Below are 25,259 nucleotides of genomic sequence, written 5' to 3'. Positions count from 1 at the left end.
GATATTAGTTGGGTACTAGTACCCGATCAATAATATGAACAACTCCATTATCAGCCATACGATCGTTAAAAACCACATTAGCACTATCAATGGTAATTTCGTTCTCAACTTTTGTAATCTTCAGCTCACCACCCCCCAAGGTTGATAACGACTCCTCATTTATCAAATCTGTAGCTCGATACTCCCCCGCCACTACATGGTTCATTAAAATTGCTTTCAGCTCTTCCTGATCCATGTCATCCGGCAAATTGTTTTGTCCCACGGGTACCATCGCTTCAAAAGCTTTATCAGAAGGAGCAAACAACGTGTAAGGCCCTTCCAGGGAGAGTACGGAATCTAAACCAGTAGAACGCAACACGTTTTCTAAAAAATGAAGCGTCTCATTATCACCTACCGTCTCGTACACGGTTCCCTCACCCAGCCGGACTTCGTTCTTCTCCATACCAGCTACTACATCCGATTCAACCTCCAGCTCTTCTTTCTCTTCTACTGACTGCTTTTTGTCGGCACAACCTACCAACACAAAAAATAAGAATAAAAATGAAAAATAACGCATATCTAATCGGTTAAAAAGTTAAAGCTATACAACCGACCGGAAGCCGAAAGGTTGGGTAATTTAAGGCTTAGGAGGGACTTCCTCCAGAATAATCTCATTCTCCGATTCTTGCTGGGCACTATCGGCGGCTTGCTGTTTTTGCTGCTGTTCAGCTTCTTCCAACGCTATTTCCGCGAGGCGATCCTTGGCAATACTTACTACGTCTTCTTGAGGTGAATTATCGATAATTGAATTTAGCGTAGCTTTAGCCTGGAAAATTTCATCCATTGCCTGATAGTTTTCAGCGATCAGTAGAAAAGACCGGCCTAGCCAATCTTCGTAGGCTCCAAACTTTTTATTTAGCTCGTAAAGCGCATCAATGGACTGCTGGTAATTACCACGCTCGTAGTAGATTCGGGCGGTTAAGTATTGGGCTTCGGCTCCATTTTCGTCGGGAGTAACACTGGCTAACTCGGTTAGAATTGGCTCTGCCTGATCTAAATTTCCTTGTTCGTAAGCAGCTCGTCCCCGGTATAAACTTGCCTGATTAGCGGCATTAGTAGATACGTTGGCCCGCTCTAGTATCTGCTGAGCGTAATAATCAACTGAGTCTAGTAAGTTAGCGTTTTCTTGAGCAAGCTGGTAGTAAGAAGTCATCAGCCCCTGCCAAGCATTATACTGTTGTTTTTTAGAACGAGCGGTTTGAGCCAACTTCTGAAAGTAGGTAACAGCATTGGCGTAGTTTTGCTGCGAACTTTCCAGTTCAGCAATACGCTGCATGATTCGCTGGTTTTGCGGATGATTTTCTACCGTCGTCAGCGCGTAGTATATGTCCAATGCTTCATCCAGTCGCCCCAAACGATAGTATGATTCTCCGGTGTAGTAGTTCGCCTCGGGTACGTTGGCGTTATCCGGGTAGGTTTCTATAAAAGATTGTAACTGCTGAATTGCTTGGTCGTACTTCTGAGAAAAATAGAGGTTCTTAGCCGATTCGTACTCAATGCTGGCTACGTTGGCATCCTCAGGATTAGCTTCTTTGTACTGAGCCAAGTACCGAGGAAAATCAGTTGACCCACTCTGGGCAGTCACCTCCTGCAACCCCAAAATGGCCGAATTAGCGGTAGAATGCGCCATGTAGTTATCTAATATTTTCTTGTAATCTTGCTCCGCTTGTCGATACTGCTGTTGATTAGAATACGCTAGTGCTCTCTGCAACAGCGCGTAGGGCACTAGATTGCTCTGAGGTTGGGTTTCCACCAGGGATCCGAAGCTTTGAGTTGCCTGCTGATAGTCACCTTGCTGAAGCTGCAACTGAGCCTTCTGAAACAGTGCATCATCGTAGTAAGGAGAATTTTGGTAGCGAGCTAACACCTGATCTAGCACCTGAATCCCCTGATCTTGGTTTCCCAAAATGCCGTATATCACCCCTTTTTGGTAATAGGCGTAACCGGCTTCCCGCGTATCTTCTTGAATGGCCTTGTCGTAGGTTTGCAGAGCTTGCTGATAGCTTTTGGTCACGTAGTAGGAGTCAGCCAATCGCAGTAGAGCATCTGACAGATAAAACTTATCCTGATTACGGAGATTTTGCCGTAATGTACTTTGCTGCACATACTTTTGGAAGTGCCGTAGAGCCTGACTGTACTGCTTAGTGTTAAAGTAAGCGTAGCCAATTCCGTACTGAGCTTTGGTATAGTATAGCTCTTTTTCTCCCTCTAATCGATTGCCCTGTAGTCGGCGAAATGCTGCTTCGTAGGCATTAATGGCTTTATCCCAAAATTTTCCAATAGAATAGGCTTCGCCCTTCCAAAAGTTAGCTCCGGCTACCAGCGTCTGGTCGATAGGATATTCCAGCGATTTATCAAATAGTTCTACTGCCTTCCGGTACTGCCGCTGGTTGAAGGCTTGGGTTCCGGCCCGGTAGCTCACCTGTTGGTAGGATGTTCGTACGGGTAAGGTTTTGTTGGGTAGGCTTTCAATAAACTGTATCGCCTCTGCGTAATTTTGGGTATATAAATACGCTTCGCTTAGTAAGTTATTAGCTTCAGTAGCGAATTGTGTTTGCGGATAATCTTCTTTTAGCTGATTGAACGACTGTATCGCCCGTCCGTATTCTTCCCGGTCGAACCGGGTTTTCCCCAGATTGAATAGGGCCTGCTCACGAATATCATCATCAAAACTTTTTTGGGCGACACCTCGCTGAGTAGCCGTTTCAAAAGCAGTGACGGCATATTCCGAGTTATTCTGATTAGTGTACAGTACCCCCAGATAAAAGGAGGCAAACTGCCCGATACTATCCTGAGCGGCGGCCGCTTTAGTCAGGTTTTCAATCGCTTCTTCCGTTTTCCCCAGTTGATACTGAGCGTACCCTAACCGATACAAGATGTCCTGGCTCGGATTGCGGGATTCGGCGTAGCTTCGTAGAAATGGCTCAGCATCGGCGTAACGCTCTTGCCGATAGTTAGCTTCCCCTACCAGCAGCATAATTTCCGAAAAGTTAGTTACTTCTTTTTGGTCTCTCTGCAAGATTTTTTCACCGTAGCTCTTCAGTTGGTCGTATCGGCCTTGCTGGTTCAGAATATTGGCAATCAGAAATGGAACCGCCCGCCCGTACGATTCATTCTGCTCAATCCGGCGTAAGTCTTTCAGTGCTTCCTCGTAATTACCATTTTCCAGAGCGATGTATCCGGCGTAGTAGTGCGCCGCACTTTGGTACGGGTTTTCACTATTTTTTAGCAGGTCAAACAGTGGCTCAGCTTTTTCAAATTCTTGCTGGGTAAAGTAGGCGTACCCTAGCTTGAAGTTTCTAACTTCTTCTTCAGTAAGCGACAAATTACGGGTATCAGTTTTCCCGAAATACTCAATCACCTTATCGTATCGCTGCTCGTTGAAATAAAAATTTCCCAGCTCATAATTAGCTCGCAAGGCTTTGGGGTGGCTGCTGTGCTCTCGCATAAATTCAGCCAGTTGAGCTTCACCATCTTGGTTATATAGTCTTACCGCCGAATACGCTGCGTAGTACTGTGCTTCGGTAGCGTGGGCACCATCGGGTGATTGGGCCAAATACTGCTCAAATGTTTCTCGAGCTGCACTAAATTTCTTCTTCTCCAACAAATCTACTCCCTGTTGATACATACGCCCAGGAACGGCCTCGGCAAGGTATTCTTGAGAAAAACCAGGAATAGACAAAGACATCAATACGAAAAAAATAGCTTGCTTCATGTGTTGTGGTGCGAAGTGTTATGGTGTTACAATACGATGTGTTATAGTTCTCGGTATTAGATCGTTCAGATGTGTATAAATACTTGAACACACAAGTGCTTTAGTACAATAACACCAAAACACCTGAACACATTGTATAAAAGATCAGTGCATCAATTGATAAACCAACGTTTTTAGAATTTGCTCATCGGTACCACTAATATTCTCAATCCCTTTGGCGTGCAAATCCGCCCGACGCAGCAGGCCGATGTTTCGAATGACGCGAGGCAACGGATAGTTGACCGCAGCCGTCCGATATTCCTTGACAAAAAATGGGTGTACCTTCAGTAACGAAGCCAAGCCCCGCTCCGTTTTGTCCGCAGACTGATGTACCAGTAGCAATTTACTAAAAAACGTAAACAGCAGCGCAATAGTCGGGATGATAGGGTTCGCCTTCGGATTAGCCGCAAAGTAGTAAACTATCTGAAATGCTTTAGCAAAATTACCCTGGGCTACTGATTTTTGCAGCTCAAATGCATTGTACTCCTTGCTAATCCCCACGTACTTTTGTACCAATTCTGCAGTAATACTTTCCGCCGACTCTTTATCCAGATTAATGGCGACTTTATCCAGTTCATTGGCTAAGCGTTCCAGATTATTACCGATGTGATCCATCAGCATCTGCACCGCCTGCTCTTCAATACGCAGTCCTCGCTGCTTAACCCACTGAAGAATCCAGTCCGGCACCTGATTGTCGTACATTTTTTTGGATTCAACCAGCACCGCAAACTGCTTGAGTGCTTTGGAAAGCCCCAGGTTTTTATTGAGTGCTTTATACTTGTAGCAAAAAACTAGCACCGTAGAAGGCAACGGCTGTTGGGCGTACTGCGCCAGCATCTCCTGACCGTTTTTCTGCTGCAAATCGGCCAATTCTTGGGCTTCTTTCACTAGAACTACCTGCCGAGCAGCCATCATCGGAAACCGTTTGGCATTGGTAAGCACCGTAGGCATGTCCGTATCTTTTCCGTACAAGATGATTTGATTAAATCCTTTTTCAGCTTCTGTCAGTGCATTTTCTTCGATATACTGAGCTATCTGGTCAATGTGAAACGGCTCGTCGCCCTGCAAAAAATACAAAGGAGCGTACTGGTTTTTCTTTAAATCACTAAGTACTTGCTGAGGGGTCATCGGAAATTAGAAAATTGAAAAATCACAAATTGTTTTACAGTCATTGGTCTGGTTGAAGTATTTGGGTTCAATTGCCCGATGGTTATTAGTCCACAGGTTAAGAAGCTTGAAGTGTTCAGGGGTTGGGAGTTAATCATTATTCATTAGCTGGTTGGTTCCATCAACAACCAATTTTGAATTCCGGTCTCCGGTCTCCTCTCATATCTCATTCCGCTACTGTCTGCATCAAAATACCGCAGAGCCAGGCTCCGTAGGTTCCAACAAAATAACCGAGTACCGCCAGCAGCACCCCAACGGGCGCGAGTGAAGGTGAAAAAGCGGAGGCCACTACCGGTGCCGAAGCGGCTCCACCTACATTAGCCTGACTACCTACCGCTACGAAGAAAAATGGAGCTTTAATCAGTTTAGCAACCAAGAACAAGATCAATACATGAACCATAATCCAGATGGCTCCAACCATAAATAATCCGGGGCTTTTGACTACCGCTGTTAAGTCCATTTCCATACCGATGGTAGCAATAAGTACGTACAGCAACACCGTTGCCATTCGGGATGCCCCTACTCCTTCCAGTTTTCGTGCTTTGGTAAATGACAGTGCCAGGCCTAAACCAGTAGCAATCACCACAATCCAGAAAAAGGTAGAAGTTAGACTGAACTTCTCCAGAACCGGATAATTCTCTTGTAGATGGGGAGCAATTCCGTTGGCACACCAGTGCGAAAAACCCGTGATACCAAAAGCCAACCCTAAGATCAACATTAAATCTGCTGCTTTGGGAATCTTCATGATACTAGCAGCATAATCTTCAATGCGCTGCTGTACTTCTTTAATTGCCGATGCATCAGCGCGAAAAAATTGGTCAATTCGCTCGGCGCGACCGCTTCCGTACAAAAGAAACGCTAGCCAAATATTAGCCATAATAATATCTACCGCCAGCACTGCCGGGAAAATACTATCACCCACTTCAAAAACTTCTTTCATAGCGGCCTGATTCGCCCCGCCGCCAATCCAGCTTCCGGCTACGGTGGTCAGTCCACGCCAAACGGCATCCGGCCCTGCCCCACCTACTGTTTCAGGAGAAAATACTGATACAATTAGAATGGCCAATGGACCACCTAGAATAATACCTACCGTTCCGGCTAGGAACATAATCACTGCCTTTCTACCCAGACGGGCAATGGCTTTAAGATCAATACCAATGGTAAACAAGATTAAGCTTGCCGGTAGCAGGTAGCGGGAAGCCACAAAGTATAAGTTAGAATCTTCACTAGAAATGATATGTAGGGAATTAAGGATTCCGGGTACAAAGTAGCAAAGCAGCACCGAAGGTACGTAGGTGTAGAACTTCTGCCAAAAAGGTTGTTCGCTAGCAGAGGTAGTAAACACAAAAGCCAAAACCACCATCAGAATACCGAAAATCACCGGATCGCTGGTGAACAATGCTGATGATGTTGCTACTTCCATAAAGTTGTTATTCAATTAGTTAAGCAGCGAAACTAGCAGTTTAGGTAACGTATTACAACGAGATAGCTGTAATCCTAATGATATTTTCCCAGATTTACCGCTATTCCCTTCTGTGGAACCAGGAAACCAATCAATATTATTTGTTTTGTTGTACAAAACCTCAGTTTCCCATCAATATTCCTCAAAAAAGTTACAATATGCTCGCTTTTACCTCATTGGTAAGTTACTAGCTTTTCTTCCCTTTTTATTGCTTCCTACTTTTATAGCTTTGTTTTGCCATAAATCGATGAATCGGCCTGCAAAGTATGAAGTTAGTTGCCAGTTTGCTATTCTTACTAATCCTCAGTTTTAGCGGAATGGGGCAACGTATGCCGTTTTTTACCCATCATGTTACCAATCCGTACTTGTATAACCCAGCCTTTGCCGGGTACGATGCTCACCCGATTCTGTACCTAACTCATCGGCAGCAGTGGCTAGGAGTAGAGGGTGCTCCAATGAGCACGAACCTTAGCTTTCATGCCCCTACCGGAAACGCCAACCCCCTATCTGTTGGGGCTGATCTTACGCACGACCGAATAGGTATTTTTAGCTCTTCGGCATTTCGGGCTACGGCGGCGTACCTAATCCCATTATCTTCTGAGAAAGAGCACTACGTTCGGCTTGGGCTTTCTGCTGGGTTTGGTCTGGATAGCTACGACCTAACCGGACTGAATACCAGTGACGATGCTCTGTTCCGGGCAGCGCAAGATGCTGGCATTTATCTTCAAGGCAGGTTTGGTTTGCAGTACCACTTGTCAGGATTTAACTTGGGCGTATCTGTTCCGAATTTATTTGATCCCCCCTCTTTTTCCACCGCTGAATCATCGGGAGGACTAGGGCAATTTGATCGGGCTATTGCTAGTGTTAATTATCGTTTCAACCTTAATCCAGCCAGTCAGCTTTCTTTTGAACCAACTTTGCTGTATCATCATTCCACTGAATACGCTCCTCAGATAGAAGCCTTAGGGTTACTACGCTTTAAGGATAGCTTCTGGGTAGGTGGTGGGTATCAGCAACAGGCCGGTATTGCTGCCATTGCCGGTTTTAAGTCCAAGTCATTTTCGTTTAGCTATCACTTCGGTATTGGGGGTAACGAATTGTCTTCGCAAAGCTTAGCTACCCACGAAGTGCAACTGGGCCTGATTTTGGGTAAAAAGAAGGCAGCCATGCGACGTAAACCTCGCTTAAAAACCCAGGCAGATTCTGATGTTATACCAGAAGCGGTGATTGAAGCTAAAAAGCGAAAACAGAAAGAGGAAAAGAAAGAAAAAAAGAAGCAAGAAAAGGCAGAGAGGAAGAAAGTGGCACCTGTACCGGAACGCAAGCAACCTTCGCCGACTTCTGATAAATCCGAGATAGAAAACGCCACTTTTGAAGATATCGATCAGGCAGGAGACGGCACCATTACGCTAGGAGATAACCAACCGACCGAACCCCGTTTTGCTCGGGTTAAACGCGACAAAACAAGCACTCACCCTCTGGAGATGGTCGAAGGTTCTTATCTCATTACCGGAACCTTCTCGCAAAAAGCCAATGCTGAAAAGCTAGCCCAGCAACTAATTCAGCAAGGCTACTCAGCCAGTGTTGGGTATAACTCTGAGAAGAAATACTACTACACGCATGTTATGAGTTCGGAAAATACTGATGCCATTCGTAAGAGAATTGATAAAATACGTCGGGAACCTCAGTTTAAGAAAGCCTGGATTTTGGTGATTGAATAGGGGTAGAAAAAGAAATGTGAGATATGAGAGGAGACCGGAGACCGGAATTCAAAATTGATCGTTGATGGAACCAACCAGCTAATGAATAATGAGTCATGACTGATGAATAATGATTAACTCCCCACCCCTGAACACTTCATGCGTCTTAACCTGTGGACTGTGGACTATCGGCCGTGGACTAATAACCATCGGACAATTGAACCTGAACACTGCAACCTTCTAACTCTGTAGACCAATGACCAAGAGCGAATAACAACCCAACCATATTACCAATCTCCGAAATAACACCGCTCAACTTACTAGCATCCACCCGGATTATCCTCTATTTTTGTGGCCGATGTTCATTCTACGGTTTTTATCCCATTGGCCTTTATCGTGGCTGTATGCACTAGCTGACTTTGCAGCTTTTGTTTCTTCCTATATTGTTCGCTATCGTCGAAAAACTATTGAAGAGAATCTCCGAAAATCATTCCCGGAGAAAAGCAGTCAAGAGATTCGGCAGATCAGGCAAGACTTTTACCACAACCTAGCGGACATCTCGGTAGAAACACTGTACGGGCGCACAATTTCTGTCAAGGAAATGAAACGGCGGGTTGAGTTTGACGGGATGGAAATTATTGAGAAGTACTATCAGCAAAGGCAATCTATTATTATTCTGGCAACCCATCAGTGCAATTGGGAATGGCTTCTGTTGGCTGGGTGCCTTCGTCTTCCCTACCCGGTAGATGCGATGTACAAGAAGTTAGCTAATTCTAACATGGATGACTTTATGTACTCCATCCGCTCGCGCTTTGAAGGAAAGCCAATTAATAAAGATCATGCTGCCCGAGCTATTCTGAAACGCAAGCACGAGACCCGCGCTATTGCTGTAGTAGCTGATCAAACCCCCTCTATACATACCCCAAAAGATTGGATTACGTTTTTACACCAGAAAACCGGATTTTATCAGGGAGTAGAACAGCTGCCCCGGCTCACAAAGTATCCGGTAGTGTTTGCCGCTATGTATCGTATTTCACGAGGATGCTACCGAGTGCAGTTTCAAGAGATAAGCGAACCACCCTACGACGAGAAAACCCAAATACTATCACACTATGTTGCCTTAGCTGAAACAGTAATTCGTCAGCAACCCGCTAACTGGCTGTGGTCGCACCGTCGCTGGAAATACACCGACCCATCTACACCAAACGTAAGTGGGAGGTAGAAAGAGATACGCGATTACTGGTTGATACCGCGTGTCGCACACCGAGTGTCGCACACCGCGTGTCGCTCACTACTGATTACTATCTTTACAAAAACTAAAATATAGCTTATTATTAGCACGGTTCAATTGAGATGCCTTACAAGGCTGATTCTATTACTACATTTTTCTAACTTGCCTACTCACTGGCGTTCTATTTATGAATATTCTAATTACTTCTGAAGCAGCTGGCATCGCCGGGTCAACCTATTCGGTTTCGTACTTAGCTAAAGGGCTAGCCCACCGAGGCCACAAAGTATGGGTTGCCTGCCCTCGGGGAACCTTGCTCTGGAAGCTGGTAGAAAACACCCAAGTAGAGCCAGTTCATTTCACTTTTGCCAGTAAGCTCCATCTACCCAGTATACGTCAGCTAGCATCGTTAGTCCGGGAGTATAATATCGAGCTTATTAATGCCCAATCAAGTAAAGACCGATACACTACCATTTTAGCCAAGTGGTGGTATAAGCTTCCGGTTAAGCTAATTCATACCCGAAGACAAATAGCAAAAAGTATAGGCGCACTGGGTCAGAACACGTTCTACACCAAAGGCACCAATGCAATCGTAGCCGTTAGCGAAGGGGTAAAGCAATCCATCCAAGCAATTGGCATTCCTGAGCAACATATTCAGGTTATTTACAATGGCACGCCAAAAGAAAAATATACCAACATTAAGCCTGAGATCATCAGCTCTTGGCGAAACCACTATCAAATCCAACCAAACGAGCTAGTTATTGGCTGTGTAGCCCGTTACAAAGAGCAAAAGCAACTACTTACTGCCCTTAAATTCGTCAATCAGCCAACGCATGTGTTATTTGTCGGAATTGAAGAAGCCCCAGAACTAAAGGCGGTTCGCGAACAGTTACCTACCCACCACCGAGTGCATTATGCGGGTTCTATAAATAATAATGATGTACTACACCATTATCCGTTGTTTACTGTTAATGTACTTCCCTCGGTGATAGAAGGTCTCTCCCAGTCACTGCTCGAGGCAATGGCTCTGGGGGTACCAGTTATTGCTACAAAAATAGGTGGAAACCCAGAACTGATTCAACATGGGGTTAATGGGTTTTTATTTGAGAATGAAAACGAGCAACAGCTAGCCCAGTATATTAATCAACTACTTAGCAACACTACTCTGCAACAATCATTCAGTGAGGCAGGTCGCCGTACTGCACTTGATGATTTCTCTATTGATCGTATGCTAAACCAATATGAGTTTTTTTTCCAGAAACTAACCCAAGATAAATAACCTTAATGGGAGATTTGGGCTTTTTGGAACACTTCTACAAGTCGATGTACCCTAATATCATACGCACACCGAAAATGCTTCTGGGGGCAAGCACCGTGACCATGTATTCCGCACGGGCGGCAACTCAATGAACTACTTACATCTACTACCTCCGAAAAGTCAGATAGTGGTGTAAACCCAAATTCAGGAACAGTAGAACAGAAAATTGCACAAACCGGGGCATTCATAGCCGAAGCCAAGTGCAAAGGTGCCGAATCATTCACATAATTAAGCACTGCCTTCGCCATTAGTGCCGCAGATTGGAGCAACGACAGCTTTCCGGCCAAGTTTTCTACAGTGTCACGCTTACTTTTCTGCCTGATGATTTCGCAAGATTCATAATCAGTCGGTGCCCCCAGCAGGTAAATCTTTCCCTCAAACGGTAGATTATCAATAAGTTCTATCCACTTCTCAGCCGGAAATTGCTTAGTAAACCATACGGAGGTGGGGGCTATGCAGAGATACGCCTCCGCTTGGTACGGTAGCACCTGTTCCTGATCACCGATTGACAGGTACAGTTTGGGTTGGCGTTCTAATTGAGATTTCTCTGTATCAGGCAAGAGTGCACTTAATAAGCCCAAGTTACGGTCTACTTCATGCTGATCTCCCGGAATTTGGTGGGAAACTTGAATATCTAGCCAACGAGCTAGTGAGCCGTGGTTGAACCCAACTTTACACTTAGCTCCAGACAACGCAGTAAGCAACCTGGTAGAAAAATATCGATGGCAGTTGAGTACCGCATCATAGTTATTCTCCCGAATTTTCTGTAGTAACCTCAGTAGGTTACGCTTTTTTCGTTCTCTTTTGTTCCAGAGCAATAACTCATTAATATGTGGATGCCCAGCTAATACTGAAGCAGTATCATGGTTAATAAGCACATCAATCTGAGTAGTTGGAACTATCTTCCGCAGATTCTCTATCAGAGGGGTCATCAAGATAACATCACCAATGTAGGCAGTCTGAATAAGTAGTACCCGGGAAATATCCTCCCTCTTCATAGCGCAATTAAGTATTTGTTCGGCATTTTTCCCCTTGTAAATTGCCACTGCAAATGTAATACGTATTTATGACCGCTGTGCAACTATCGGTAACGATTATCACCTACAACGAAGAAAAGAATATTGAACGCTGCATTAACTCAGTGAAAGAGCTGGCGGATGAGGTACTCGTGGTTGACTCTTATTCTACCGATAAAACCAAAGAGATTTGCCAGGGATTAGGGATACGGTTCATTGAACATACGTTTGAAGGACATATTCAGCAGAAAAATTACGCTCTGGATCAAGCAGAACACGAATATATTTTGGCGTTGGATGCTGATGAAGCCCTCACTCCTGAGTTGTTCCGGTCTATCCAGCAAGTTAAACAGCACTGTAATTACGATGCCTACCGCTTTAACCGTCTCACCAGCTACTGCGGAAAGTGGATCAAACACTGCGGTTGGTACCCAGATACCAAACTACGGCTCTGGAACCGTCAGAAAGGGCGTTGGGGTGGTGAGAACCCCCACGATTCGGTGAAAATGATAGCAGGTAGCAGCACTCACCACCTAAACGGTGATTTGCTGCACTACTCTTTTCCTTCTGTTGAAGACCACGCCCGTACTGCCAATCGCTTTTCCGAAATTGCTTCGGATGAGGCAATACGGAAAGACCGTAGGGTTAATATTTTGGTTCATGTAATTCTTAACCCTCTATTTACCTTTGTAAAGAAATACTTTTTCCAGTTGGGATTTTTAGACGGTTACTATGGGTTTGTGGTATGTGTTTTATCCGGCTATTCTAACTTTTTGAAGTACAGTAAAATTTACAGCAAACGCCGAAAAGCATCCTCACTACTTACCTAAATCATGCGCATCCTTGAGCTATGCCTAGCCAGCAGTTTAGGCGGACTAGAATTGTATTTTCACCGCTGCTGCCAACACTTTACCTCATCTGGTCACCTTTCGTTGGCGGTGGTAGCCCCCGAAACCCGGTTGGCCTCACTAATGAAGCAAGATGGAATTCAGCATACCACCCTGCCCCCCGGGCGATGGTACAATGTAATTGGCCGGGCTATTACGTTAGCTTCAATAATCAAGGAACAGCAGATTGATATACTGCACGTACACCACAAAGCTGATTTATTGGTAGTAGCGCTGAGCAAGCGACTAACTTCCTACTCTTTCTCGGTTGTGCATACCCGACAGATGACGCTTCATCATACCAAAAAAGACCTTTACCACCGTTTTCTCTACAGTTCTATTGACCTTTTTATTGCTATTACCAATCAGGTTCAGCAACAGTTGAGGCAAAATATTGCCGTTGACCCCAGGCGGGTAGTACGCTTGTACTACGGCGTATCAGCACCGCCTCAATCTTCTCCCTCGACGAACGACCCAAAACCATCCCAAACTCAAATTGGCGTATTTAGCCGGATTGATCGCATGAAGGGACAACACGTTATCGTTGAAGCCTTACATCACCTCAGGCAGCGGGGTATTACGCCCAGCACCTACTTCTACGGAGATACGATGGACGAATCCTACGTTACCCGACTTAAAGAATCTATTCAGGAATATAGTTTGGAATCTCAAATACATTTTATGGGATTTCACCCGAACGCTACCAGCCTCATGCCCCAAATGGATATTATTGTCATGCCTAGCCTTAACGAGACATTTGGGCTAACCCTGATTGAGGCTATGCTTGGCGAGGTGGCAGTAGTGGGCACTAACTACGGCGGTATTCCTGAAATTATTGACGACGATGAAAATGGTTTACTCTTTGAGCGGGAAAATAGCCGACAACTAGCTGACTGTCTACAAAAACTAGTTGACGACCCTAGTTTGCGAACGCGCTTAGCCCAAGCAGGTCGCGAAAAAGCCAAAGAGCAGTTCCAGGCCTCCGATCACTTTGCCCGATTAACCCAACTGATGAACAACGTATCCACCGCATGAGAATACTCCTGAGCCGTACTGATAGCATCGGGGATGTGATACTTACCCTACCCATGGCTGGGGTTCTAAAAGCACTATTTCCCGAAGTCCACGTCAGCTTTTTAGGGAAAGCATATACGCGGGCTATTATAGAACGCTGCGCCTTTGTGGATGAATTTTACGAATGGAATGAAGAAAACCCTCCGGTAATTTCGGCCGATATAGTTATTCATGTGTTGCCCCGCTCCGCTATTAGCCGATGGGCAAAGCAGCAAAAAATTCCCCAGCGAGTTGGTACTAGTCACCGCGTTTTTCATTGGTTTAGTTGCAACCGCTTAGTCAATCTTGGCCGGAAAAATAGTGATCTGCACGAAGCCCAGTTAAACCTACAGCTACTGCGCCCCCTCACCCCAAAGGTTGATTATTCTCTAGATCAATTGTCGGCTTACTACAGATGGAACCCTTCTCAGCACCTGCGCGACTACTTTAGTCAGTATTTAGCTACTGACAAATTCAACCTGCTTCTGCACCCCAAATCACAGGGAAGTGCTAAAGAATGGCCCTTACGCTATTATCTCGCGTTGGTTGAGCAATTGTCCCCTGCGAAGTTTCAGATTTTAATTACAGGCACCGCACAAGAAGGTGAGAAAATAAAGGCGGAGTGTCCTGAATTTTTTACGCTACCCCACGTAAAAGATACCACCGGGGCTTTTTCATTATCCGAATTTATTGACTTTATTAGCCACGCTGATGGGCTGGTGGCTTGTAGTACCGGACCATTGCATATCGCTGCTACCAGTGGTATTTATGCTTTGGGGTTGTATCCCGACCAACGCCCCATGCACGCCGGACGCTGGGGTCCCATTGGAAAGAAAGCCGAATACATTGAGGCAACCTTTGCCAAAGAGGCTTCCGATTTATCGGATATTTCAGTAGAGGAAGCTATCAGGAGAATTATTAATTGGAAATTGAAATGAAAATAAATAGTATAAGAACATTTATTAACAGCTTTGTCCACTTTATAGCCAGATGGTTACTACATGTACCGTATATGTCTCGAACTCTTTCTGAGCATAAACTTACAATTACGTTCAAGACCGAGGATGTCTTAGGTCGGCATATTTATAAATTTGGCATATGTGAACCTGATAATACCGCATGTTTTCTACAGAATATTCCTTTCAGAAAAAATGATGTAATTATTGATGTTGGAGCAAATATTGGATGGTTCTCATTGATTTTTTCCCGTTACGGACCGGCAGACACCAAAATTTTCTCTTTTGAACCTGATCCGCTTAATTATCAACTTCTTGTAAAGAATGTAAAACAAAATAATGCAAATCAGATTATTTGCCGAACGGAAGCCCTTTCTAACAAAGAAGGAATAGAGACACTTTACCTCTATCCTTCAAAAAACCGAGGAAGACATTCGTTACTGCCTATCAATCATGGCCAGCAAATAGAAGTAGTTACCACTACCTTGGATACGTTTCTACAAGCGCAAAAAGTTGAATATTCACAGGTAAAGTTTGTGAAGATTGATGTGGAAGGGTATGAGTATTTTGTATTACAGGGTAGTCAGCAACTACTTCAGCATGTTCCTTTTGTACATACTGAATATTCCCCTTCCTATATGGAAAAAGGTGGTGTAGCTTTTTCAGATTTTCTAGATACCCTGTATCAGTGCAATTATACCCCTAAAATTATCGGAAAAGGCGGTCGATTGATTGATACCTCTTATGAATATCTTCTTCATCCCGAACGGGGGATGGATATTCTATGGATTAAAGGATGATCTATGTTAGATACAGGTTTGTTTATTAAGAACGGTTCAAACTTGCCACTAACCCATAGCTCCTTCTGGTATAATAGTCCCCAGAAATTAGATAGGTAGCTCAGGTGTGGAATGGTAGTTAAAATGAGGTTCTAAATGGTTTTAAGTGAATGTTACATTGTTGCGACCAATGCCTTATCCAAGTCGAACGCCTATCAGAAAGATAGCCCAATACATTGAGGTATCCTTTGCCAAAGAAGCTACCTATTTAGCTGGCATTTCAGTAGAAAAAAAGTAAGAATAATTCACACCTGGATCAATGAACTACGAAGACAACCCTAAGAGTATCAAATACTATGTAAAGAAATATTTACTGCAACACCCTAATGACTTCAAGGACAAAATTGTAGTGGATTTACCGGCCGGTAATGGCGTAACCTCCCGTATTGCCCAATCTATTGGTGCCCAAGTCTACCCTTTTGATTTGTTTCCAGAGTATTTTGATGTTGAAGGACTAAACTGTAAGCGAGTGAATATTAATGAAAAAGTTGAGCTAAGTGATAGCTTTGCTGACTGGATTATCTGTCAAGAAGGTATTGAGCATTTTACTGACCAGTTCCATGCCCTGCGAGAATTTAGTAGAGTACTGAAGACTGGGGGAAGGATGATAATTACCACTCCTAACTACTCTAATCTCCGATCCCGACTAAGTTATTTTCTTTCTGAGTGTGAGAGGTACAACAAAATTATGCCCCCTAATGAAATGGATTCCGTTTGGATGAGTCAGCAACACATCACTAACGAAATATATTTCGGCCATATTTTTCTGATCGGCATACAGAAATTAAGAACATTAGCTGCTTTGGCAGGATTTAAAATCGTAGATATCGTCTTTACTCGCTCTCGTCCAACGTCTACTTTGCTTTTACCATTCTTTTATCCATTTATCTATTTATCGACTTACCTCAACTATCGTAGGAACATGCGAAAGAATAAAGATTATGATCTACAAACTAAGACTTCTATCTACAAAGAACAGTTCAAACTTGCCACTAGCCTAAACACCCTTCTTGATTCACATTTGTTCGTCATCTTCGAGAAAGAAAAATCACATTCAGAAGTATCAGGTTATCTTAAAAGTAAGCACAAAGAATTTGGGGTTACCTAGTCTGAGAAGTGGAAGCACTTTTTTCTAAACTACTTTCTAAAAAGGTAATTTCCTCTTTCAAGTGCTGAATACGAAGCTTGTATAAATCACATAGGGATGATCGTATTTTTTCTGAATTTTCGCTAGAAACATACACATTATGATCGTTGCGCCCATTTATAATTTGTAGCAAACTTCTTTCATCAGCTACCAAAACAGCCTGAGAATCTACTTGCAAAACCTCGCAAATTTTTTCAAGTCTATCCACAGTAATTTTACCAATACCTCTTTCCACTTTACTATAACTATTCTGAGTCATACCAAGCCTCGATGCCACATATTCTTGAGAGAATTCTCTGTACTCTCTTATCTTTCTCAGTTTTTTATAAATATCCATTGATGTATGAATTATCTAATAAGTTGCAAGAATATATCAAATATTTATATTATTCTAAATAAGAGTTAAATAAATTCAATTTGCAATCTCATAAAGAATAAATTAAACGTACTGATTTGGAACACATATATTATATACAAATACCTTTACACAGTAAGCTTACGTCGACCTTATTTTTAATTCACTTCAACCAAAATTTTTAAGATGAAAAAGTTTTTTGTATTAATATGTGTTCCACTTTTGATATTTTCATGTCAAGATGAAGTTATCCAAGAAAAAAACCTACTAGAACCTACTCAAACTCAGTTTGATGGTTTCCAAGTTAGTAATGACCGACTCGTATTTGATGATAAAGCAACTTTAGTATCTTTATTAGACTCGCTTTCTAGTTTAGACGAAAACCAGTACTCTTCCTGGGTAAAAGAAGTTTCTTTTGAACCTTATAGAAATTCACCAGAAAACTTTACAGATGATTTAGCTGTACAAATACACTCGTCAATTCTCAATGGTAGGAAAGAGTTCCAAGTAGCTAACGATATCGTCTGGTTCAATCAAGATACTGAGTACATTTTGTTCAATACCACTGAAGACGCTTTTCAAGAATTGAAGAAAAAAGTCTTATCAGGTGGCGAGATCGAAGAAAGTGATAATATTATGGTGAATAAATTTGAGGAAGTATTTCTTCAAGATGAAATTGAACCTACCAACGCTAGACTTGGTGTTGATAATGAAGTGTTAGAATACGGAACTATAAAATTGAAAAGCCCCGACCTTAAAAAGAACAAGCTATTCGGAAAAGTATATTATCTACCCGTAGGTGCCTCGAAAGAATTCTACATTGATGATATTAAGCATAGATTTGGTATAACGCCCTACGCGTACTCCGGTTACTATACAGGTATACACTTAGGTCTATTCATTGAGTTTGCTCATTTAGCGAGAAGTTTTCCAACAAAAAAATGGAAGACTTCTAATGCAAGGATGAAGGGGAGTTTACGTTTTTCAATAGACGCTGATGGTTCTCATGCCCTATTCCCTACTACATTTGGCTTTCCTACTTATACTTACGATGTGAGTTTCAGCAATGAACCTACGGGCTATGCAGGCACTAACTTTACTACCACAGTTTTAGATAATGTTGAGTTTTACATTGACCTTGCAGATATCACTTGGGATTCTACACATCCCTGGTATGATGCTAGCGTTCATACCTACGTCTATCGAAATGCAACATATAGGTATGACCGCATTTACTTCTAAAGTGAACTAAGAGTGTGTATAACAAGTAAAGCCAGCAGAAGTTGGCTTTACTTGTTTATACTGATTCGCCTAAATTCCATATTACCTGAAAAAACATTTTTTTTCATAAAACCTACATTATGGAGGTGCTGAGAGATAATCTAGCTCAAATCAGATTAAACAATTGTGTTTTTAACTAATCATTGATGAATCAACGTATTACTCATGTTCTGGGTACTTATAATTTGTTAGCTGTGCTCCCTGTCGGGTGTGTCCTGCGGGCAATCAGCAAAAAAAATTGCTAAAGTTTACCAACAAGTACTACGAGCATGGTTTTTACTACGAGGCTCCTACATACTATACAAAAGTAGCAGAAATTACCCCTGGCGACATAGTTATCACCTACAAGATCAGATTAGCCTACTTAGAAAGCCGTTATAAGCACCGGACACTTCCTTACTTGCAAGACGCATACAAAAACACAGAAGCTACCACTTCTACGTTAGCATTTCATCTGGGGCTAGCCTACCAGTATAATTATCAGTTTGAGCAAGCTCTGAAATATTGCCACCTCTTTCGGAAAAATACTGACAACACTTATACCGTAGGCCGACATATCAGACAATGTAGTATTAAGATAGAATATGTGAATAATCTCAAAAAGCTAAATACTGACAATCAGGACTATGCCCCGCTAGGCACTTCCGATTGCCGTTCGCTAATTTCTACCTTGCGACGAGAAGGCTCTACAGGCGGTAAAAAGGCCTATGACGATAATTACTACGAGGATATCTATATTGTTAAAAGAATTAAGTATGATTGGTAATTCCTCAAAAAATTAACGTCACTTTCACCGATAAGATTATCTTAGTTAAGCAAAACGTTTGGCTTAATTTTTGGCGACTGCGCAGCCATTTTAGCGAGTTCATAAAGAACCTTTTTCGGTCAAGATAAGTATGCTTGTACTGACAAAATAAGAGCATAGCACCTACCGCAAGCTAATTGGTAGGCAGCAATGCGTCCCTTCGTACTATTCAAAAGAAGCGATATATCTATTGGTTAGATAGCTTACCTTATGCTTGCTAAGCATATCATAAATAACTTTTATCCAAACGAAAATGCAAGGAACTCCTTTGAGGACGTAGGGGGTTACCAATTGCTCCCGCAAAAATTGAGGAAAAATATCAGTAGGGGATAGTGTAGTAAACACAAAAGCAAAAGTGAAGAGGGCAATATTGATTGCATTCTTCTCGCTTACAACAAACCACATAGCAACCCCCGCCATAGCAATGATAAATGTGGGCGACTCCGCCTTATGATTAAAGATAACGACCCAAATCAGTATAGACACAATAACCAGATACCTAAATCCGTAGTAGGTATACCATTGTATTTTCATAAAGGGCACCATAAAAATTGCCGCACCGATGAGCACCACAGCCATTTTGTTGATACCTATCATAAACCAAGTATATAGCCACCCCATTACCGAGTAGCCGTAGGAGGCAGAGTGGTCATCAGATAGCAATACCAGATAGTTTTCAAGTAAGTAAACATACTGTTCATAGCTTATTAATACCAAGGGCACTACGGCCATAAGTGCCACCCACAACATAGTGTAAACCAAGGTATGCCGTTTGTTAGGGTAGAGTAAATACAACGCTACCCCCACTATACCAAACAGCTTTATAAAGGCCGAAGATACAATACATAGGGTAGCCCAAGCGTACTTCTTTCGTTCCATTAGAGCAAAAGCTAATATCAATAGTCCGGCTATCAATCCATTCGCTTGCTCATTTTGTATAGAAGTTATCAGTTCTTGCAATATGATTATTGCAACAAGACCCTTTTCAAAATTATTAAGCTTGGGTAGGTAATATATCCCTACCAAAAGAGGCACAGCATTGAATAGGTTCCAGAAAGGTAACCCAAGCCAATCGGGAAAAACTGCAAAAAGGCCGAAAAACACCGAAAATGTTGGAGTATATTTATAGATATCCCAGTGCTCTTCAGGATAGTAAACATACAAGTCTTGATTATTTTTTAGATGGTAAAACGACCGCTCAAAAATAGTGTAATTGTTGTATCGGTTGTATTCTTTCCCAGCTTCTTCGTAACGTTTCCCGCCTAAAAGTAATGCTTGTACACTAATCAAAATAGCAACTAGTACATATAGTCCAGTGATATACCGTGGATCACTCACAATCTGCTTAAGCTTGGCTCTCATATATCTTTTATTGCTAATTTTTTTACAATTACGCTATTTTTCCCGAAATGACCACCGTTAAAAATCTGGTTCCTCGACAACCTTAGCAGAGTAGCCCACTCATATATTACTGCGTTAGGAGGGGTAATATGTTGCAGAGAATCTAGAGGCTATAGTTCTCGGTACGTTACTGAAGGTAGGAGAAACTACTCTATCATGTTAGATCAGTCTCTTGCTATCGTAAATAATTTTTACCGAACTAAACAAAGTAGGCTATATCACTACTAAATGCAGCAGATTTTTGGCAAGTAGACCTACGGCACTTCAGTAGCAACCCAAGAGAAACGCTACACCACTCTCAGATTATGTTTGGAAAAGTATGAGTTGGAGAAAGCACGCTTTCTACCTTTCTTCGCAGTCGGTAATCTACTAAACCGGACTTACTAACCTACTTATCTTTATGATGTCTAAGAATAAAATTCGGCGTTATCGTAATCTCTTTGCACATTTTGAAAACTGGCCTCAGTATTTGTGGTTTAAGATGTTTGGTTACCAAGCATCCTTTGATTTTCAGTTGAAAGGCCAGTTTAGCGTACGAGTACCGCGTCAAATGCTATCGGCATTTCGTGAGTGCTTTTTTGATCAGATTTATTTTAAGAACATACCTGAACATCTACTCACGCTTAAGAATCCAACAATAGTAGATATTGGCGCAAATGTAGGTTACTTTTCATTGTTCATGTTTTATAAGTTTCCTGAAGCTATCAGCTACGCCTTTGAACCCATGTCCTTCAATTTTCAAATGCTTGAAAAATATAAGGAAACGTATCCTACATTTAATTGGCATATTGAACCACAAGCCATTAGCGACAATAATATTCCTATTACTCTTCATACTAGCAAATTGGATGGTTCCACTACAATGGCCTCAATTTTTAGTCAGCCAGGAAATGGGCAGCAAATACAAGTACAGTCTACAACGTTGCCGCAGTTTTTAGAAAAAAATTCTATCAACTATATCAATCTCCTGAAACTATATTGCCAGGGAGCTGAGTATGCCATTCTTTACTCTCTTCCGCAAGAAGTCTTAGATAAGATTTGCATCGTCCTCATTAAAACTCACCGAGGCACTAAGCAAAAAGAAACTAACCAAGCACTAAGGAACTATTTACAGGCAAAACAGTATCAATTAAAATAGTTGAGCGAAGGAAACTCCGGTTACATATAGACTTGGCAGGATTGAGTAAACTGTACATCCAATAGCCCTATCCCCAGATATCTTCCAAAGAAAAGTTAGCATTAGTACTGAGATTTATAGCAACACGTAATCTGCACGTAACTTTCAGCCCAAAATCGCCTGATACTACCCTCGCAGAAAAACGCTATTCCCTCCGATATATTACTTATGTCTGTATATGAAATCAAACAATATTATATATTAATATATTTATTTATTATTGTATAATATAAATGAAGTGCTATTTGTAATGCCCAGGCTTATACTTATTTTCCTTATCAGCTTATCGCTCAGCGGGGTGGCACAGGCCCAGTCGGTTAAGCGATTACTCAAAACTGCGGACAAGTATTATGAGCATGGTTTTTACTACGAAGCGGCCATTAATTACAAAAAAGCGGCTGATATTACCCCCGATGATCTTTCTATTACCTATAAAATTGGATTGGCTTATCTGAAGAGCAGGTACAAGCACCGGGCTATGCCTTTTCTGGAAGAAGTCTACGAAAACACGCAAGATTCAACCTCTACCCTGGTTTTTCATCTGGGGCTAGCCTACCAGTACAATCACCAGTTTGAGAAAGCATTAGAGTATTTTCATTACTACCGTAAAAATGCTGAAAATACCTATACTGTCGATCGACACATTCGGCAGTGTAATATCGGGATAGAATATGTGAACAATCCTAAAAATGTAGAAATTCGTAATCTCAAGAAGTTGAACTCCGACAACCAAGATTACGCCCCGCTGATTACTTCCGATGGTAAATCTTTAATCTTTACTTCTCGCCGCGAGGGTTCTACGGGGGGTAAAAAAGCCTATGACGATAACTACTACGAAGATATCTACATTGTTAGAAGAAATAAGGGCGACTGGCTGATTCCCGAGAAAATTAGTACTAACATTAACACCCACTACCACGAATGTGGAGCCGCTATTTCGCCCGACGGGAAAACGCTGTTTATTTACGTGGACGAAGGTGACGGTGACATTTACTTCTCTACTTATCAGAATAAAGAATGGTCTGTACCTCTTCCGGTAAGCCAATACGTCAATTCGCCCTATCGGGAATTATCAGTTTCGGTAAACCAAGCGGGCGATGAGCTATACTTCTCAAGCAACCGCCCAGGCGGGTTTGGTGGGTTTGATCTATATGTATCTCGCAAAGATCGGCGGGGTGAATGGGGGCCACCCGAAAACCTAGGGCCAAAAATTAATACCGAAGCCGATGAAGATGCTCCTTTTATTCATCCTTCCGGAAAATCTTTGTTTTTTAGCTCGAAGGGGCATATGGGAATGGGGGGCTACGATATCTTTCAAAGCCGAAAATACCAAGGCAAGTGGAGTACTCCCATTAATATGGGCTACCCCATCAACACGGCTCAAGATGATATCTACTTCGTTACCTCAGCTGATAACGCCCTTGGTTATTATGCTACTGCCCGAGAAGATGGCATGGGAGGAAACGACCTGTACGTAATTAACATGAAGCCGAAGAAGGCAGCACCTAAACCAGTAGCGGCTGCCCCAGTTAAAAACACTACGTACTTTATTGGAAAAGTGACTGATGCTGGTTCTGGTAACCCGGTTGCTGCCGAGCTCATTTTATCTGATAACCGTAAAAATATCATTATTGATCGCCAATATTCCGATCCTTCTACGGGAGAGTTCAAAATTTCTATTCCGGAAGGGGAGAATTTCGGACTTATTGTAGAAGCGGAGGGTTACCTATTCTATTCCACCAACTTTGGGGCGGATCAATTAAAGGGCAGAAAAGAGATTAAACGAGCCATTCAACTAGATAAAGCAGTAGTAGGATCAGTAACTATTCTGAAAAACATCTTTTTCGATACGGGTAAAGCGTCTATCAAGCAGGAGTCTATTTCGGAGCTTGATCGAGTTCACGAACTATTAAAGGCAAATCCAAATCTGAAAATTCAGATCAATGGCCATACCGACAATGTAGGCGAGGCAGATTATAACCAGAAGCTTTCCGAACAACGCGCTAAGGCAGTGGCTAGCTACCTACTTCAGTACGGAACCACCGAAGCCCAAGTAGTTGCTAAGGGATTTGGTGAGACCCGCCCGCTAGTTTCTAACGATGACGAATTTGGTGGTAGAGAGATTAATCGTCGTACTGAGATTGAAATCCTATCAGTACACGAAAAGATTGAAGAGAAGAAAAAAGGCTTACTGCCCACACTCACGTTTTAATGAGTAATGATTGATGACTAATGAATGATTACCACTCATTAATCATTAATCATTATTCATTACTCATCACCCTAGTAGCGGTAATAATCAGGCTTAAATGGCCCTTTCACCGTTACGCCAATATATTCGGCTTGCTCTTCCGATAGCGTATCCAGTTCTACTCCGATTTTTTCCAAATGCAGCTCCGCTACCTTTTCGTCTAAGTGCTTAGGCAGCATATACACCGCATTTTCGTACTTATCAGTATGCTTCCACAACTCAATCTGCGCCAGTACTTGGTTGGTAAATGAGTTAGACATTACAAATGACGGGTGCCCGGTAGCTACTCCTAAGTTGACTAATCGGCCTTCGGCCAGCAGAATAATCTCGTTGCCATTGGCCATTCGGTACAAATCTACCTGAGGCTTAATCTCATCGCGTTCGGCATTTTCTTTTAACCAAGCTACGTCAATCTCGTTATCAAAGTGACCGATATTACAAACGATGGCTTTATCTTTCATCTGCTTGAAATGACGGGCGGCTACAATATCTTTATTTCCGGTAGCGGTCACAATAATATCAGCGCGAGGAATCGCATTATCCATTTTCTTTACTTCAAAACCGTCCATCGCCGCCTGTAGCGCACAAATTGGATCAATCTCGGTCACGATTACTCGCACTCCTGCTCCGCGAAGCGATTGGGCTGAACCTTTTCCCACATCGCCGTAACCCGCTACTACCGCTACTTTTCCGGCTAGCATCAGGTCGGTAGCCCGGCGGATAGCATCTACTAACGATTCTTTACAGCCGTACTTATTATCAAATTTAGATTTAGTAACCGAATCGTTAATGTTGATTGCGGGTAAAGGCAAGGTTCCTTTCTTCATGCGCTCGTACAAGCGGTGTACCCCGGTGGTAGTTTCTTCCGAGATTCCCCGAATACCTTCTACCATTTCCGGATAGCGATCCAGCACCATATTGGTTAAATCCCCACCATCATCCAGAATCATGTTTAGTGGCTGGCGGTCTTCACCAAAAAATAAGGTTTGCTCAATACACCAATCAAATTCTTCTTCGGTCATACCTTTCCAGGCAAACACCGGTATACCTGCTTCAGCAATAGCGGCAGCGGCGTGATCCTGCGTAGAGAAAATATTACACGACGACCAAGTCACTTCCGCCCCCAGTTCTACCAAAGTTTCAATCAGCACTGCCGTCTGGATAGTCATATGTAAGCAGCCCGCAATTCGCGCCCCTTTTAGCGGTTGTTGTGGTCCATATTCTTCCCGAATAGACATTAGGCCCGGCATCTCAGCTTCAGCCAAGCGAATTTCTTTTCTTCCCCAGGCAGCCAGAGAAATGTCTTTTACTTTGTAACGGATTCTTTGTTCTTCAACCATGCTTCTCGTATGTTTTAAATTTGCGGGCAAAATTAGCACATTAACTTGGAAAGAAGAAACCATATTGCTTACTCTCGGCAATA

20 protein-coding genes are annotated in these 25,259 nt (G+C 42.6%); 12 read left to right on the top strand and 8 right to left on the bottom strand.

Features of this window, described 5'->3' with window-relative positions; all coding sequences use genetic code 11:
- Nucleotides 1-4: 4 nt before the first annotated feature.
- From P0M28_RS23220 to P0M28_RS23205, 4 genes are all read right to left on the bottom strand, one after another.
- Nucleotides 5-556 carry a fasciclin domain-containing protein gene (locus tag P0M28_RS23220; RefSeq protein WP_302205519.1) on the bottom strand — a complete coding sequence of 184 codons (552 nt, stop codon included), beginning with the start codon at nucleotides 554-556 and terminating at the stop codon, nucleotides 5-7.
- Nucleotides 557-616: 60 nt separating this feature from the next.
- Entirely contained in the window at nucleotides 617-3,754 is a 3,138-nt protein-coding gene (locus P0M28_RS23215; RefSeq protein ID WP_302205518.1) for a tetratricopeptide repeat protein, read from the bottom strand.
- A 144-nt stretch (nucleotides 3,755-3,898) separates the two neighbouring features.
- Nucleotides 3,899-4,921, bottom strand: coding sequence for a DNA polymerase III subunit delta (holA, locus tag P0M28_RS23210; protein WP_302205516.1), 1,023 nt, complete (start codon nucleotides 4,919-4,921; stop codon nucleotides 3,899-3,901).
- Between the two features lie 205 nt (nucleotides 4,922-5,126).
- On the bottom strand, nucleotides 5,127-6,383 hold the full coding sequence (locus tag P0M28_RS23205; protein WP_302205514.1) for a DUF819 family protein: 1,257 nt from the start codon (nucleotides 6,381-6,383) through the stop codon (nucleotides 5,127-5,129).
- Nucleotides 6,384-6,688: 305 nt separating this feature from the next.
- On the opposite strand from P0M28_RS23205, the gene P0M28_RS23200 reads away from it, so the two are divergent.
- From P0M28_RS23200 to P0M28_RS23190, 3 genes are all read left to right on the top strand, one after another.
- Nucleotides 6,689-8,143 (top strand): PorP/SprF family type IX secretion system membrane protein, encoded by a 1,455-nt coding sequence (locus P0M28_RS23200; protein WP_302205513.1) that lies wholly within the window; start codon nucleotides 6,689-6,691, stop codon nucleotides 8,141-8,143.
- Between the two features lie 265 nt (nucleotides 8,144-8,408).
- Nucleotides 8,409-9,344 (top strand): lysophospholipid acyltransferase family protein, encoded by a 936-nt coding sequence (locus tag P0M28_RS23195; RefSeq protein WP_367281922.1) that lies wholly within the window; start codon nucleotides 8,409-8,411, stop codon nucleotides 9,342-9,344.
- 196 nt (nucleotides 9,345-9,540) lie between these two features.
- Nucleotides 9,541-10,629 carry a glycosyltransferase family 4 protein gene (locus P0M28_RS23190; RefSeq protein WP_302205511.1) on the top strand — a complete coding sequence of 363 codons (1,089 nt, stop codon included), beginning with the start codon at nucleotides 9,541-9,543 and terminating at the stop codon, nucleotides 10,627-10,629.
- A 2-nt stretch (nucleotides 10,630-10,631) separates the two neighbouring features.
- On the opposite strand, the gene P0M28_RS23185 is transcribed toward P0M28_RS23190, so the two are convergent.
- A complete protein-coding gene (locus P0M28_RS23185) occupies nucleotides 10,632-11,666 on the bottom strand; it encodes a glycosyltransferase family 9 protein (protein WP_302205509.1) in 1,035 nt (344 codons plus the stop codon).
- A gap of 68 nt (nucleotides 11,667-11,734) precedes the next feature.
- Between P0M28_RS23185 and P0M28_RS23180 the strand changes: the two genes are divergently transcribed.
- The 5 genes from P0M28_RS23180 (at nucleotide 11,735) to P0M28_RS23160 (ending at nucleotide 16,527) form a co-directional block, all read left to right on the top strand.
- Nucleotides 11,735-12,514, top strand: coding sequence for a glycosyltransferase family 2 protein (locus P0M28_RS23180; protein ID WP_302205508.1), 780 nt, complete (start codon nucleotides 11,735-11,737; stop codon nucleotides 12,512-12,514).
- Nucleotides 12,515-12,517: 3 nt separating this feature from the next.
- The gene (locus P0M28_RS23175) at nucleotides 12,518-13,606 is read left to right on the top strand and encodes a glycosyltransferase family 4 protein (protein WP_302205506.1); all 1,089 of its coding nucleotides are present in this window, start codon (nucleotides 12,518-12,520) and stop codon (nucleotides 13,604-13,606) included.
- Entirely contained in the window at nucleotides 13,603-14,562 is a 960-nt protein-coding gene (locus P0M28_RS23170; protein WP_302205504.1) for a glycosyltransferase family 9 protein, read from the top strand. The genes P0M28_RS23175 and P0M28_RS23170 overlap by 4 nt, the downstream gene beginning before the upstream one ends.
- Before the next feature lie 74 nt (nucleotides 14,563-14,636).
- Nucleotides 14,637-15,380 carry an FkbM family methyltransferase gene (locus P0M28_RS23165; RefSeq protein WP_302205503.1) on the top strand — a complete coding sequence of 248 codons (744 nt, stop codon included), beginning with the start codon at nucleotides 14,637-14,639 and terminating at the stop codon, nucleotides 15,378-15,380.
- 298 nt (nucleotides 15,381-15,678) lie between these two features.
- Nucleotides 15,679-16,527 (top strand): class I SAM-dependent methyltransferase, encoded by an 849-nt coding sequence (locus tag P0M28_RS23160; RefSeq protein WP_302205502.1) that lies wholly within the window; start codon nucleotides 15,679-15,681, stop codon nucleotides 16,525-16,527.
- On the opposite strand, the gene P0M28_RS23155 is transcribed toward P0M28_RS23160, so the two are convergent.
- Nucleotides 16,520-16,903, bottom strand: coding sequence for a helix-turn-helix domain-containing protein (locus P0M28_RS23155; protein WP_302205501.1), 384 nt, complete (start codon nucleotides 16,901-16,903; stop codon nucleotides 16,520-16,522). The two genes, P0M28_RS23160 and P0M28_RS23155, sit on opposite strands and share 8 nt — an antisense overlap.
- Nucleotides 16,904-17,107: 204 nt before the next feature.
- On the opposite strand from P0M28_RS23155, the gene P0M28_RS23150 reads away from it, so the two are divergent.
- Both P0M28_RS23150 and P0M28_RS23145 read left to right on the top strand, forming a co-directional pair.
- Entirely contained in the window at nucleotides 17,108-18,163 is a 1,056-nt protein-coding gene (locus P0M28_RS23150; protein ID WP_302205499.1) for a hypothetical protein, read from the top strand.
- A 277-nt stretch (nucleotides 18,164-18,440) separates the two neighbouring features.
- Entirely contained in the window at nucleotides 18,441-18,968 is a 528-nt protein-coding gene (locus P0M28_RS23145) for a hypothetical protein (RefSeq protein WP_302205497.1), read from the top strand.
- A gap of 204 nt (nucleotides 18,969-19,172) precedes the next feature.
- Here the strand turns inward: P0M28_RS23145 and P0M28_RS23140 are convergent, their stop codons facing one another.
- The gene (locus tag P0M28_RS23140; RefSeq protein ID WP_302205496.1) at nucleotides 19,173-20,369 is read right to left on the bottom strand and encodes a glycosyltransferase 87 family protein; all 1,197 of its coding nucleotides are present in this window, start codon (nucleotides 20,367-20,369) and stop codon (nucleotides 19,173-19,175) included.
- A gap of 439 nt (nucleotides 20,370-20,808) precedes the next feature.
- Here P0M28_RS23140 and P0M28_RS23135 point away from each other — a divergent pair, with 439 nt between their 5' ends.
- Nucleotides 20,809-21,546 (top strand): FkbM family methyltransferase, encoded by a 738-nt coding sequence (locus P0M28_RS23135; RefSeq protein WP_302205494.1) that lies wholly within the window; start codon nucleotides 20,809-20,811, stop codon nucleotides 21,544-21,546.
- Between the two features lie 289 nt (nucleotides 21,547-21,835).
- Nucleotides 21,836-23,797 (top strand): OmpA family protein, encoded by a 1,962-nt coding sequence (locus P0M28_RS23130; RefSeq protein WP_302205493.1) that lies wholly within the window; start codon nucleotides 21,836-21,838, stop codon nucleotides 23,795-23,797.
- Between the two features lie 71 nt (nucleotides 23,798-23,868).
- Here P0M28_RS23130 and ahcY read toward each other — a convergent pair whose 3' ends face one another.
- Nucleotides 23,869-25,176: an adenosylhomocysteinase gene (gene ahcY, locus P0M28_RS23125; RefSeq protein ID WP_302205492.1), complete on the bottom strand. Its 1,308-nt coding sequence runs from the start codon at nucleotides 25,174-25,176 to the stop codon at nucleotides 23,869-23,871.
- Nucleotides 25,177-25,259: the final 83 nt, after the last annotated feature.

It is taken from the genome of Tunicatimonas pelagia (genome assembly GCF_030506325.1).
GTDB classification, from domain to species: domain Bacteria; phylum Bacteroidota; class Bacteroidia; order Cytophagales; family Cyclobacteriaceae; genus Tunicatimonas; species Tunicatimonas pelagia.
The sequence above is the reverse complement of the archived record's forward strand: the minus strand, read 5'-3'. Positions and strand labels throughout refer to the sequence as shown.